13 protein-coding genes are annotated in these 14099 nt (G+C 53.1%); 2 read left to right on the top strand and 11 right to left on the bottom strand.

Going from position 1 to position 14099, the window contains the following annotated elements:
* Nucleotides 1-46: 46 nt before the first annotated feature.
* Nucleotides 47-601 (bottom strand): dCTP deaminase, encoded by a 555-nt coding sequence (gene dcd, locus QY332_10035; protein ID WKZ38268.1) that lies wholly within the window; start codon nt 599-601, stop codon nt 47-49.
* A gap of 182 nt (nt 602-783) precedes the next feature.
* On the opposite strand from dcd, the gene QY332_10030 reads away from it, so the two are divergent.
* Nucleotides 784-1599 carry a DUF1684 domain-containing protein gene (locus tag QY332_10030; GenBank protein ID WKZ38267.1) on the top strand — a complete coding sequence of 272 codons (816 nt, stop codon included), beginning with the start codon at nt 784-786 and terminating at the stop codon, nt 1597-1599.
* Nucleotides 1600-1644: 45 nt separating this feature from the next.
* On the opposite strand, the gene QY332_10025 is transcribed toward QY332_10030, so the two are convergent.
* From QY332_10025 to thrC, 6 genes are all read right to left on the bottom strand, one after another.
* Complete coding sequence (locus tag QY332_10025; GenBank protein WKZ38266.1) at nt 1645-2526, bottom strand: energy-coupling factor transporter transmembrane component T; 882 nt, start codon at nt 2524-2526, stop codon at nt 1645-1647.
* 5 nt (nt 2527-2531) lie between these two features.
* A complete protein-coding gene (locus QY332_10020) occupies nt 2532-3080 on the bottom strand; it encodes an ECF transporter S component (protein ID WKZ38265.1) in 549 nt (182 codons plus the stop codon).
* A gap of 84 nt (nt 3081-3164) precedes the next feature.
* Nucleotides 3165-4805 carry an ABC transporter ATP-binding protein gene (locus QY332_10015; GenBank protein WKZ38264.1) on the bottom strand — a complete coding sequence of 547 codons (1641 nt, stop codon included), beginning with the start codon at nt 4803-4805 and terminating at the stop codon, nt 3165-3167.
* 10 nt (nt 4806-4815) lie between these two features.
* Complete coding sequence (locus QY332_10010; protein ID WKZ38263.1) at nt 4816-5607, bottom strand: SAM-dependent chlorinase/fluorinase; 792 nt, start codon at nt 5605-5607, stop codon at nt 4816-4818.
* Nucleotides 5608-5709: 102 nt separating this feature from the next.
* Nucleotides 5710-6918, bottom strand: coding sequence for an ATP-binding protein (locus QY332_10005; GenBank protein WKZ38262.1), 1209 nt, complete (start codon nt 6916-6918; stop codon nt 5710-5712).
* 146 nt (nt 6919-7064) lie between these two features.
* Nucleotides 7065-8102: a threonine synthase gene (gene thrC / locus QY332_10000; protein ID WKZ38261.1), complete on the bottom strand. Its 1038-nt coding sequence runs from the start codon at nt 8100-8102 to the stop codon at nt 7065-7067.
* 44 nt (nt 8103-8146) lie between these two features.
* Between thrC and thrB the strand changes: the two genes are divergently transcribed.
* Nucleotides 8147-9040, top strand: coding sequence for a homoserine kinase (gene thrB / locus QY332_09995; GenBank protein ID WKZ38260.1), 894 nt, complete (start codon nt 8147-8149; stop codon nt 9038-9040).
* A 40-nt stretch (nt 9041-9080) separates the two neighbouring features.
* On the opposite strand, the gene QY332_09990 is transcribed toward thrB, so the two are convergent.
* From QY332_09990 to QY332_09975, 4 genes are all read right to left on the bottom strand, one after another.
* Nucleotides 9081-9911, bottom strand: coding sequence for a TerC family protein (locus tag QY332_09990; protein ID WKZ38259.1), 831 nt, complete (start codon nt 9909-9911; stop codon nt 9081-9083).
* A gap of 109 nt (nt 9912-10020) precedes the next feature.
* Complete coding sequence (locus QY332_09985) at nt 10021-10347, bottom strand: SCP2 sterol-binding domain-containing protein (protein ID WKZ38258.1); 327 nt, start codon at nt 10345-10347, stop codon at nt 10021-10023.
* Between the two features lie 105 nt (nt 10348-10452).
* Nucleotides 10453-11640: an acetyl-CoA C-acyltransferase gene (locus QY332_09980; GenBank protein ID WKZ38257.1), complete on the bottom strand. Its 1188-nt coding sequence runs from the start codon at nt 11638-11640 to the stop codon at nt 10453-10455.
* A 58-nt stretch (nt 11641-11698) separates the two neighbouring features.
* Entirely contained in the window at nt 11699-14086 is a 2388-nt protein-coding gene (locus QY332_09975) for a 3-hydroxyacyl-CoA dehydrogenase/enoyl-CoA hydratase family protein (protein WKZ38256.1), read from the bottom strand.
* Nucleotides 14087-14099 lie beyond the last annotated feature (13 nt).

Genomic DNA, 14099 nt, shown 5'->3' with positions numbered 1-14099 from the left:
AGGATGGAGTTTCAAATCCTGACGGGCCGCCCCTGCTTGATGATGGCTACAACTTCGGCAGGACAATGGACTGCTGTTTCTGATATTTTCCCTTCTTGTCCGCGTAGGAAACTTCACATTCCTCGTCCGCTTCAAAGAAAAGCACCTGTGCCAGACCTTCGTTTGCATAAATCCTCGCAGGCAGAGGTGTGGTATTTGATATTTCAAGCGTCACGAACCCCTCCCATTCCGGCTCGAACGGTGTCACGTTGACGATGATCCCGCAGCGCGCATATGTGGATTTGCCCAGGCAGACCGTCAAGACCTTGCGCGGAATGCGGAAGTATTCCACCGTGCGCGCCAGCGCAAACGAATTGGGCGGCACCACACACACATCACCGGCAAAGTCCACCATCGACTTTGTATCGAAATTCTTGGGGTCAACCACGGCAGAATAGACATTCGTAAAGATCTTAAACTCATTGGCGACACGCACGTCGTACCCGTATGAGGAAACGCCGTATGAGATCACCCCGTTTCGAACCTGGCTGTCTACAAACGGTTCGATCATTTTATTCTCCAGCGCCATTCTTCTAATCCAGTGATCCGGCTTCAATCCCATTTTATTCTCCTTGGTCCTTTTTTGTCTTTTGAAGCGCCATCATTTTATAACAAAAATGCAAATACGCAAATCGGATTTCCAGAATAGAATATGCTTATCTCTTCATCATGGGTATCGCAGTTTTTATAAAAGGAAGCGGTTTTTGAACTAGCCCGCTCCTTTTTGTTGGTATAATCCGCAATATGAGCTACGAAAAGACCATAACGGATTGGCGCAAGGAACGGGATAAAAACATCCGCCAGGAAAACGGCTGGCTTTCGCTGGCGGGTCTTTTCTGGTTGAAACCCGGAAAGAATCGGATCGGTTCCGACCCGTCATCAGAAATAATTCTTCCGGCGCGTTTTCCATCCAACATGGGCCACGTTGAATACAACGAGAAATCCGTTTCCCTGCATGTGGAGCCGAACGCAAAAGTAAAGGTCAACGATCAGGTCATCGAATCTGTCATCCTGCAACCCGATATTTCCGAAGCCCCAAGCTATATAAATCTACAGGATGTCCAGCTCGTCGTGATACAACGCGGCAACAGACTCGGCATGCGCATGTGGGACAACAAACGCGAGCAGCGGCGCTCCTTCCCCGCCCGCACCTGGTACGACATTGATAAAAATTTTCGCGTCCCTGCCACCTTTACCGCATACGAACGCCCGAAAATGGCCATCTTCGCAGACCTTGCCGGCGAAAAGGCGGAGTTTCCGGTCGAAGGCTATCTGTCCTTCGAATTTAATGGAAAACAATATAAACTTGATGTCAACAGGGAGGACGACAACAAGCTCTTCATCCGCTTTTGGGATCCCACCAGCGAAGACGAAACCTGTCCCAACGGACGCTATCTCGTTGCAGACAGCGATGCGGATGGCCGCATCTTCCTCGACTTCAATAAAGCCTATAACCCGCCCTGCGCCTTCACCGAGTACGCAACCTGCGTTTTTGCCCCCGAGCAGAACCACCTCGATTTCAGGGTAACGGCGGGTGAAACGTATAGAAGGCAAAAATAATAAATGGAAACCGCCGCGATGTGCGGCGGTTTCCATTTCGATAAACTATCCAACCAACAGGTTGGTGAAAAAGTCAGGCACGAAATAACCACCTATCCCAAAAACCCATTTTAAAACACAACAAGTGATGAAAATCGACACGCCGAGACCAAGGATAATATAATCCCAGCGGGCGTACGTCAAATTCTTCAGCCACGTCCGCCGGGCAGTGCCAAAGGCACGCAAATCCATCGCATCAATAACCTCCTCACCCGTTACAGTGGACTGCATCACGACCGGAATGATCAATGGTGCAAGTCGCTGAATTCGAGCCACTAATCCCCCTTTCAATTTGTCCATTTCATAGCCGCGGGCGCGCTGGGCATCCATGGTTATGATGAAGTCGCGCGCAAAGGTCGGCAGGAAGCGGAATGCCAAGTCCATCGTAAACGAAACCTTGTCCGAAGCGCCCATGCGCTTGAATGCCGTTCCATAAATATTCGGATCCACCGTATACGGGATGGGAATGGCAAGGATCGCCATGGTCAACATGCGCATCATTTGGTTGATGGCAAACCAGGCCTTGGAAACCGTGATCGGAACTTCCCAGCCAAATGAACTGAGAATTGGGACGTAGAACAAAACAGGGGAGGGAATGCTGGTCACCGAAGACGGACCGCCGCGACCCGAGAGCAAAGCGTTCAAGCCAATAATGAGGGTGAGGAATATGAAAATAAAGATCCAGACACGACGCACATCCTTCCACTCGATGCGGGCAAGCAGGTACAGGGTCAGCGAGACGAGGAACAGCGGAAGGATGATACGGAAATCCCAGATTTCAGGAATGGTCAGCCCAAAGATGATGCTGAACATAAAAATGAATCTGGTGCGAGGGTCCAGTCGTTGGATGAACGTATTGCGCGGACGGTACTTCCAGGTGACCAGCATACTGTCTAGCGGCCTCTGCGGGCTGCGACCGCGGCGAACGCGACCATCAGGATGGGCAGGAGGATCACAGTGACGACCGTGTTGCCAAGGAAGGCGGGCGTAAAGTATCCGAACAAAGCCGTATTGAGATCAATGCCGCCCACCCACATCTCGGTCAGCGATGCGAATAACATGCCCACCACAATGCCGGCAATACCCCAGCCGACCGCCTTCAGGATGTCGCTGCGGGCTTTGAAGTCGCTGATGCCAGCCATGGCCAGACCTGCAACAAGCCCGATCAAACCATTGCCCAGGCTCCAGTGCCAATAGAAGCCCCATCCGGTCAACCCGTCACCAAGTGTGTTACCGATGAAGCCAGCCAGCAAACCAACCCATGGACCATAGGCCACAGCAAAAAAGATCAGGACAGCGATCGCAGGGCGGAAGGTGACGTTGCCAGCCGCGGGCAGGGGGAAAATATTGGTCGCCCATGAAAAAACGCCGTACAGGGCAGCCCCGATTGCGCCGTATACAACTTGGCGGGTTCCAAATTCCCAGGTGCTTTTGTCGTTCATGACTTCTCTCCTTTTTAATAAGAATTGAATTGACACTGACCCTATATAGATAACCCTGTCAACGCACACGCGTTGCAGGGAAAATCACGAAGCGAAGCCCGCCAGTGATTCAGCCGGCAGGAATCCTCCCGTCTGCGGGAGCAATTCCAGGTTAAGGCGAAGAAGCGAAGTGGGCCGCACACGATATTTCAAAAGAACATCGATATCCTTCAGAACTTCTTCAGGTGCACCATCTGCAACAATATGTTTGTCACCAAAAAGCAAAACCCGGTTTGCATACGTGACCGCAAGGTCAAGGTCGTGCGTAATGAAGAGGGTCGAATCGAAATGCGCAGAGAGGATGGATTGCGCGCCGTTCGACGAACTGCACAATGCCTCCATGAAGCGTGTGTAGTTCGCAAAATCCTGCCCGGCGGTCGGCTCATCCATGATCAAGATCTTTGACCGCATGGCAAGGACTGCCGCAATGGTAGTACGTTTTTGCTGACCAAAAGACAATCCCAGAGGAGGATACTCTTCAAGTCCCTTCAGGTTTACGGTCGAAAGACTCTCATCTACAGATTTATCAATTTGTGAAAGTTCAAAGTTTAAATTTTTCGGGCCAAATTCAAGCTCTTCACGCACGGTCGGCGCATAAAGCATGTGTGTCGGGCTTTGGAAAACATAACCAAGCACGCGCGCAATCTGCGCAACGCTCATCTTACGGGTATCCTGCCCCTCGACAAGTACGCGACCACGCGTGGGCTTCAGCAAACCGATCGCATGTTTTACCAGTGTGGATTTTCCCGCACCGTTCGGACCCAGCAGGGCGATCAAATCACCACGATAAATCGTAAGATTCACATTTTGCAGGATCCAGGGATATTCCTCGCCGTAACGAAAATCCACATCTTCGAAAACGATCATTGACTCGTCTCTATCCGCTACCCGCTGCTTGGGAGCCGCCGAAGGAATCTCCATTGCTTTGACTCTCTGCACCACCCATGGGGCGGGCAACTTTACCTGCCGGTGGTCAATTGACCGAGGCAGATCGCGAATCGGACCGAGATACTTGATGCGCCCGTCTTCCATGTAAAGCAGGCGGTCTGGATTCGTTTCGAGCGCATCCTCCACGCGATGCTCCACCAAAATAACCGTCTTCCCCTCGTCCGCCAGACTTCGAAATACCTGCAGCGCCTCATGTGCCGAAGCGGGGTCTAGTGATGCAAGCGGCTCATCCAGCAGCAAAATGGATGGGTTCATGGTCAACACGCCCGCCAATGCCACCTTCTGTTTTTCGCCGCCCGATAAATTAAAAGTCTCCCGTTCGAGTAGATATTCGAGATTGAGGCGTTTCATCACCCTGTCCACGCGTTCAATGATCTCTTCACGCGGCATACCGAGATTTTCAGGACCGAATGCGATCTCATTGAAGACGTTGCTTGCCACAATCTGCCGTTCAGGATCCTGCAGGAGCGTCCCCACCATCTGCGCCATTTCTGCGATCTGCATTTCGGCAACATCCCTGCCATACAATAATGCTTTGCCCTTGCGCTCACCGCGATAACTTCGCGGGATCAACCCATTAATACAGCGCGCCAGTGTGGTCTTGCCACATCCGCTGGAACCGGCTATCAGCAACAACTCGCCCTGCTTGAGTTCGAAGGAAATGTCTTCGATTGCAAGTTCAGGGCGAGTGCGGTATTTGAAGGAAAGGTTTTCAATGACAAGGGGTAATGTTGACATTGCACCTATTTTACTCTGAAACCAGAACTTCCACCACGTCACCAATTTTGGCGTTCAGACGTTTCGCCGCACTGCCATTCACTTCCGCAAGTTCAATATAATCTTCACTATCCACCAAAGCGACAAGCTCGCCAACAGCGCGATGTCCATAGGATTCAACGATCCCGTGGATCACCACTCCTTGAAGGCGGAACAGGATATCCGTCCGCCCCTGAAACAGGTGGGCGGGCAGATCCGTGCTGAGGTTTCCAAAAATGTCCACCATCGTAACATGCGCCTTCCATCCAGTGGATGTCTTTTCAGGGTGCAGCATTTCAATACGGACGGGGTCGTCAATCGAAGAGCCGAGATCTTGCAATGGTGCACCATTTGCAAGATGTGCAGCAACGGGGGAAAAAATATCACGCCCATGAAACGTACGGCTGACTTTCGGCAGCCAGTATGTAGGCTTATCAAGATGTACGAACTCAACCGATCTCTTTGACTGCACGGCATCCTCCAACATAGGCGTGAGGAAACCGTTATCTGGACCAACAAAATAATATTCACCCAGACGTGCCGCAATGGCACGCCGCTTTGTCCCAACACCGGGATCCACCACATAAACATGTACCGTGTCTTTTGGGAAAAACGAATATGTACGCCAGAGCACCAATGCGCCCTCACGAACATCCTGCGCCGCGACAGCATGGCTCACGTCCACTATTGTTACATCCGGCGCAATGCCGTATATGACACCCTTAAGAACGCCAACAAATCCATTGCGAAGCCCAAAATCGGTGGTCAATGAAATTACGGACATGGATTAATTATCGGGGAAGGGAATTCAGAAGTCAAGTTAAATTTTCTTTTTCGAACTGCGGCCTTGCTGAATAAAAAACTGCGGATTAAACGCAGGCTTGAATCAATCCAAGATTACGCGTGGAAACGTGACAATGAATTCCGCGCCTTTCCCCGCTTCAGAGAGCTGGATATCGCCCTTTAGGGTGCTTGTCACAAGGTTGTGGACAATGGCAAGGCCCAGGCCCGTGCCCCCATTGGAACGCTTTGTGGTAAAGAATGGTTCAAAAATTCGAGGCTGGTTCTCTTTGGGAATCCCCTCGCCGTTATCACGCACGGTTAACACAAATTGCGTGTCATCCTTCAGATCAATCATGATCTCGGCAACTCCGCCTGCACCATTGGGGTATGCATGCCGTTCGATATTTGTCAACAAATTGATCAAAATTTGAGAAAGGATCCCGCGGTAGCCGGTCCAATCCTGCTGTTCGGACGGCAACCTGTTGTTAAAGTTGACCGATATCTGGCTGCGCCGCAGGTTGACCATCACCAGCTCAACCGTATCCTCGATTGCCGCCACAATATCAAACGACTCCTTTTCGTCCGCCAGCTGGCTGACCGAGATCTTCTTAAATTCCTGCACCAGACGATGAGCGCGCTCCACATTGCGGCGCATCACCTCAAGCGATTCGGCGATATCCGCCGCACGCTGTATCGTCATTTCCTGCGGCGAAGCCAGTTCGCGTGCCATGATGCTTACAGCCGTATTAATCACTCCCAGCGGCGTATTGATCTCATGCGCCACACCGGCCACCATCTGGGTAAGTGCGCGCTGTTTCTCAACTTCCATCTGCAGCGCAAGCGTCCGGTGCAACAACTCCAGCCTGGATTCGCGGTCCTGTGCCTGGCGTATCTGCTCGCTTAAAGCTGAGAGCACGGCAATTATCTCTTCGGGGGCTGATGTACGGATGATCCCCAGCAGCAGATCGCGGTCAATGACGAGGAACTCAGAATCCGCTGTTGTTCGTACAGTTACCCGCAGCGGCTCTCTGCTGAGCATGGCGATCTCACCAAAACTCTCATACCGGCACAAGTCCCCAACCGCGATGGTGCCCCCTTCCAGATCCTCGTACTCGACCTTCACAGCGCCTTCCAGAATCATATACATCGCCCCTGAATCTTCCCCCTGGCGAAAAACCACTGTATCCGCCGTAATAGAAAGGAGCAGAGCAGTCTCCGCAATCTTTCCAAGTTGATCCTCTGAAAATGGAGAAAAAAGGGGAAATTTTCTCAAAACGGCAGGGGCAAGCGTGGCATCGGTCTTTCCCTTCATAGTATTGATTTTACCGCCAAAAACCATACAAGGGTTAAGGAAATTTCAAACAATGCAGACGGTAATTTCGGGCTGGATTGTATTTCCTTCCTCCGCCTCCCCGCCTGCATTGCAATCCTCTTAACAGGCTCATTCAAGATAGGGTACTATCTGACTTCGATCAAAGCCGCCAAAGCCGCATAAACTGCCGGGGTAATTTTTAGGGATTGGAACGACTCGGTGATAATGGACGGATCCTTCATCCCATGCCCAGTGCAGACGACCACAACTCTCTTTCCTTTCGCCTCAAACTTACCGACGGCGGCTTCTGCCATCAAGCCAGCCAGCCCCGCAGCGGACGCCGGCTCCACCCACACCCCTTCCGATGCGAGGGTGCGTTGGGCATCTAGAATCTCCGCATCAGAAACGACGATGATTTTCCCGTTGGATTGTTGCGCCGCCTCCAAGGCCTGCTCCCCGCGCGCTGGCTTGCCTATGCGAATGGCAGTAGCGACCGTCTCTGGCTTCTCTACGGGATGTCCCAGCACCAGCGGAGCGGCTCCCGCCGCCTGTACGCCAAGTATTTGCGGAAGCCCCTTTTGGTATTGCTTGAATCCTGCCCAATACGAGGTGATATTCCCTGCGTTACCGACAGGCAGGCATAGCCAGTCAGGCGCCAGACCAAGCACATCACAGATCTCAAACGCAGAGGTCTTTTGCCCTTCGATGCGGTATGGATTGATGGAATTGACCAACGCGATCGGGGTCTTTTGAGTAATTTCCACAACGAGCGAAAGCGCATCATCGAACGAACCCTGGATTTGAATCACTTCCGCGCCATAGGCAATTGCGCCCGCAAGTTTACCAACCGCGACCTTGCCTTCGGGAATCAACACAATGGAGCGCAAGCCTGCCCGCGCGGCATACGCGGCGGCGGATGCCGCGGTGTTGCCCGTCGAAGCGCAGATGACAGTCTGCACGCCGCGCCCCGCTGCTTCACTGATGGCGGCGGTCATACCGCGGTCCTTGAACGAGCCCGTGGGATTCACACCTTCAAACTTAATAAATAACTCACAACTCAACTCTTTGCTCAATCGAGGCATGGGGATCAACGGCGTATTGCCTTCGAGCAGGGAAACAGTCTGGGTATGGGCGGGTAAGTCAAGATACCGCCCGTAGTGATGGATCAAGCCCTGATAGGTCATGGCAACTCCAAGTTAAGAATGCGAAGCGTTACGATGCGATTATAATGTCCCGCATGATAAAAATCCGAGTCCCGGCCACATCTGCAAATCTGGGTCCCGGCTTCGATTGCATGGGGCTTGCGCTGGATATCTGGAATGAAATCACCTTCGAGCCTGCGGAAAGAATCACATATCACGTCGAGGGCGAGGGCGCGCAGAAATTCAACAAAGGCTCGCGGAATCTATTGACGAAGGCTTTTCTCCGTCTGCATGAAGTGTGCGGGAAGCGGGCGGGCGGCGTTGACATTAAGTCCCGCAACGAAATATTCGTCAGCAGCGGACTCGGCTCGAGCGCGGCAGCGATCGTCGGCGGGTTGTTTGGTGCGAATGAAATACTGGGAAATCCGCTGGATGCGAATGAACTGCTGGTGATTGCAACAGAAATGGAGGGGCATCCCGATAACGCTGCGCCTGCCTTGTTTGGGGGATTGGTCGTTTCGATCGTGAAGCAGGCTCATATCATCACGCGCCGGTATGATGTTCCCGAAATGATGATTTTAATCGTCACACCGCAGGTGGAATGGCTGACAAAAACGGCACGTGCGGTTCTACCGAAATCTTTTTCACGCAGCGATGCGCTCTTCAATATCGGGCGTGCCGCACTGGTCGTGGATGCGCTCCGCAGCGGGGATTTGAACCTGCTCCAAAAGGTGATGGATGACCGCATTCACCAGCCGTACCGCTTGAAGCACATCAACGGCGGGACAGCGGCAATCAAGGCTGCCAGGCAGCTCGGCGCAGCAGCTCTTTCCGGAGCGGGTCCATCCATCATTGCATTCATCCCGCCTGAAAATGCAGAGCACGCAAGGACAGAGATATGCAATGGGTTTGAAGAACGCGGGGTTGAGACCAGATCCCTCACTACTAATCCAAGCAATTCAGGAACTCAGCGAATATAAATGGCAGACCGCCAATCGCGGCGGCCTGTTTTGGACAGCATTACTTTTTTGTCTTCGGTTTGGCTTTTGTCTTCCCTGCAGAAGCCGCCTTGACAGCAATACGCGCCAGTTTCTTTGCTTCGGACGTATATGGCACGCGCAAAGCAACAGGCTCTGCTGATTTGCCGCGTAGTCGCAGGTTGATCATTTCCACAAAAATAGAGAACCCCATTGCGAAATAAATATAGCCTTTGGGAATGTGCTGGTGCAACCCCTCGACCACGAGCGTAAAGCCGATCAGCAGGAGAAAACTTAAAGCGAGAATCTTAATGGTGGGATGCCGTTCGACAAAACTGCCGATGGGACCCGCCGTGAAGATCATCACCACCGCGGAAATCAAAACCGCCGCCACCATGATCTCGATGTGTTGAACCATTCCGACCGCAGTGATGACCGAATCCAGGGAGAAAACGACGTCCAGCAATAAGATCTGGATGATCACACTGCCGAATGTGGCGGCAACCTTTGCGGAGGCGTGTCCCTCGTGCCCTTCGAGTTTCTCGTGGATCTCATAAGTGCTTTTGCCCAAGAGGAATAACCCGCCTGCCAGCAAAATCAGGTCGCGTCCCGAGATCCCGACGTCGAACAGCGGCAGATGAAACAACGGTTCCTCGAGACTGATGATCCACGATATCGAAAAAAGCAGAACAATACGCATGATCACAGCGAGGCTGATGCCCGTGGTGCGCGCGCGCTGCTGCTGTTCCTGCGGAAGTTTGCCCGCGAGGATGGAGATGAAGATGACGTTATCCACGCCGAGCACCAGCTCCAGCGCGACAAGGGTGAGGAACGCAATCAGCGTTTCGGGGGTGAAAACCCAGCTAAAATCCATGGCTTATGCTCCTGAAAATGTGATCTGTATATATTCCATAATGATCTTTCAATAAGAATAATGAAAAAGCCCGCCATCGCAGGGATGACGGGCGAATTTTACACGAAACTTATTTGATTTTGAACATCTGGGTCAACTTCATCGCGAGATTCAGGTCACCTGCAAGCTTCAATTTGCCTTCCATGAACGCCTTCATCCCGTCGATCTCGCCTGTGAAAATCTTGACGTAATCGCTGGAATCGGCGGTCAGGGTCATTTTGGGTGTCGCGTGTTCGCCTTTCTCCACGGTCACTTTGCCATCCTTGATGACAGCGTACCACTCGCCCGCTTCTGTGCCAGTGAACTTGAACTGGATGACTGCATCCAAGCCTGCGGCTTTTTCGGGGATGAATGCGCCGGGCATTTTGGACATGAGGGTTTCGATTGTTAGAGCCATTTTTTCTCCTGGTTATTATTATGCCTTTGCGAGGGCACCAGCCCGAAGCAATCTCCTGGAAATTTGAGGATTGCTTCGTCGTCCTTCAGGCTCCTCGCAATGACATTAGTTTTGCAGATTTTCAAAGATCGCCGCTGCGCCCATGCCGCCGCCGATACACATGGTGACCATGCCATACTTGGATTTACGGCGGCCCATTTCGTAGATCAACTGCGTGGTGAGCTTGGAGCCTGTGCAGCCCAGCGGATGCCCAAGTGCGATGGCGCCGCCGTTGACGTTGATCTTGTCGGGATCCATTTCAAGCGTCTGGATAACCGCCAGTGACTGCGCGGCGAAGGCTTCATTCAATTCTATCAGGTCAATATCATTCATGGGCAAGCCCGCCAGTTTCAACGCTTTGGGAATCGCCGCTACAGGACCGATTCCCATCAACTCAGGCGGGACGCCTCCCACTGCAAAGGAAATGAATCGCACCAACGGACGCAATCCCAACTCTGATGCCTTCTCCGCGGACATGACCATTACCGCCGAAGCGCCATCGGACATTTGGGATGAATTGCCCGCTGTGACCGTGCCACCATCTTTGAAAGCGGGCTTGAGTTTGGCAAGCCCCTCAATGGTCGAGTCGCCGCGCGGACCTTCATCACGCTTGACGGTGAAATTCTTTTTGACGGTCCTGCCGTCGGCATATTCGGTCAGTTCGACGGCGATGGGTAAAAGTTCGGGGTCGAAGAGTCCGCTCTCTACGGCATGAGCAGCCTTCAGGTTGGAGCGAAGCGCGAATTCATCCTGCTGTTCGCGGGTGATGCCATACTTCGCCGCGACGTTTTCGGCGGTGAGTCCCATGTTGGTGTAGTAGTGCGGGAGTTCTTGCGCGAAGTGCGGATTGGGCGAAAACTTGTACCCCATCATCGGCACCATGGACATGGACTCAACGCCACCGCCGATTCCGATCTCGATTTGCCCCGCCTGAATTGCGTTGGCAATATGCGCGATGGACTGCACACCCGACGAGCAGTAGCGGTTGATGGTTTCGGCAGGGACGGTATCAGGCAGACCCGCGCGGATGGAAATGGTACGCGCGAAATTCATGCCCTGCTCGCCTTCGGGAAAGGCGCAGCCGAGCACGACATCTTCGATTTGAGCAGGGTCAAGATTCGGTGTGCGGTTCAGCAATTCTTTGAGGACCGCCGCGCCAAGTTCATCTGGACGAACCGTTGCAAGTCCGCCGCGTTTGGCTTTGCCAATGGGCGTACGGACTGCGCTTACGATCACGGCTTCTTTTGATGTCATAGATAATCTCCTTATCAGAGAGTCAAAGGTCGATGGTCAAGCGCCCTTTGACCTTTGACTAATTTCGCAACGGCTTCCCCGTCTGCAACAGCGACCACATTCTCGCCTGCGTCTTTTCCTCGCCACACAGCGACAGGAAGGCTTCGCGCTCAAGGTCGAGGATGTATTGCTCGCTCACCCACGTCGGCTTGGACAGTTCGCCGCCCGCGATGATATTCGCAAGTTTCGATGCAATGTGCGCATCATATTCGGTGATGTAGTGACCTTCCTTGAATGCCCACGCGCCGATCTTCATTGCGCCGAGCATGTCGCGTCCCGCCGCATAGATCAACTCAGGCGCGGGCGGACGATATCCAGACGCGACCATGTGCAAGACTTCTTTCTTGGCTGCGGTGAGTAGGTGTTCGCGGTTGACGACCACCCGGTCTTGCGGACCTAAGATCGCCATCCCTCGCGCCTCTTCCGCAGACGTGGCGACCTTCGCCTGCCCGATCTGCAGGAACGCCTTCTGGATGAACGGAAAGACTTCAGCGCCCTCCACTTTCATGGCGGGGTTGATGATGCGGCGCATGGTTTCCTTCGTACCTGCGCCCGCAGGGATGACACCTGCACCGAGTTCGACCAAACCGATATACGTCTCCGCAGCGGCGACCACGCGCGAGCCGTGCATGGTGATTTCACAGCCGCCGCCGAACGTGTACCCAACGGGCGCGATCACCACAGGCTTGGGCGAGTAACGCATGCGCATGTTCAGTCCCTGCAAACGGCGAATGGCTTGATCGAGCGTATCCCACATCCCTTGCTGCGCCGCAACCACCACCATGAACAGGTTCGCGCCCGCACTGAAATGCTCGCCTTCGTTGCCGACCACCAGACCGTCAAAGTCCGTATCAAGACGGTCAAGCGCTTCGTTTGCAATCGCAAAAATATCGTCATCGAGCGCGTTCATCTTGGTGTGAAATTCAACCAAACCCACACCATCACCAATATCAAAGAGCGATGCACCTGCATTCTTGCTGACTTCCTTTTTTGTGCCGCGCAAGTCTTTCAAGAACACGAAACCTTCAGGCTGCTTGAACTTGACGTACTTGCCCTTAGCAACGTCATACGCGCCGACCTTGTTATCACCCTTATATTGATAGAAGGTCTCGCAGCCGTTCTTCAACATTTCATCCACCCACTTCGCGGCAGGATACCCTTCCGCCTTCATGCGCTTGACCGTTTCCTTCACGCCGAGCATATCCCAAATCTCGAACGCGCCCGCTTCGTGCATAAAGCCCCAGCGGATGGCGTCATCAATCGGTTTGGCGGTATCCGCCACTTCGGGGATGATGGATGAGACGTACTGGAAACTTTGATACGTGAGCGCCTGAACGAGTTTCGCCGCCTTGTCGGCCAAAGGCGCTTCCAACATGACCTTGAGCCTGTCTCCCAGACCCTCGACATCTTTCGCCGCCTTGACCGAGTCGAAGCGCGGCTTGCCCGCAGGGACGTGCTCCAGCGTGTTCAAATCCAGCGAATGGAATTCCTTCTTGCCCTCTGTGTTTCGCACTTCCTTGTAGAAGCCGACTTTTGTTTTATTGCCAAGCCACTTGCGTTCGAGCAACGTATCCATCAATTTCTTCGGCTTTTCAGCGGCGAGATATTTCTGTCCGAGTTTGTCATGCGGAATCAACGGCGCAAGGTTCGCCCCGACGTGATGCCACACATCCACACCGACCAGATCGATCAGACGGAAGGTAGCGGTCTTTGGGCGCCCCATCAGCGGACCTGTGAGGGAATCCACTTCGTCAACGGTGTAGCCGTTCTCCATGATGAAATCCAGCGCGAACGCGCCCGTGCCGAACGCCACGCGGTTGCCGATGAAATTGGGCGTGTCCTTGCACAATACAATACCCTTGCCAAGACGATACTCGCCGAAATGTGATATGAAATCCACAACTTCCTTTGAGGTATCAGGCGTGGGGATGATCTCCAGCAATTTCAAATAGCGCGGTGGATTGAAGAAATGAGTGCCAAGAAAATGCTTCTTGAATTCCTTCGAACACCCTACCGCAATCGACGCAACGGGAATGCCCGACGTGTTCGTGGAAACGATGGCATTCGGCTTACGGATTTCGTCAATGCGCGCCATCAGATCCTGCTTGATCTTCAGGTTCTCGATGATGGCTTCGCAGACCCAGTCCGCTTCGGCGACGGCGCCGAAATCATCTTCAAGGTTGCCGAGCGTGACGAGCGTTTTCAATTCGCTTGACATCAAATTGGCAGGCTTCGACTTCAAACAGCGATCCCAGCCTTCCTTGACGATCTTGTTTTTATCTGGCGCATCCTTTGGGACAATATCGAGCAACGTGACAGGCACACCGATATTCGCCAAATGCGCCGCAATCGCCGCGCCCATTGTCCCCGAGCCGATGACTACGGCTTTGTGGATGTTGTATTTCATAATTCACTCCTTA

The organism is Anaerolineales bacterium (assembly GCA_030583885.1).
Lineage (GTDB): Bacteria > Chloroflexota > Anaerolineae > Anaerolineales > Villigracilaceae > Villigracilis.
This window is presented reverse-complemented; position numbering and strand designations above follow the sequence as displayed.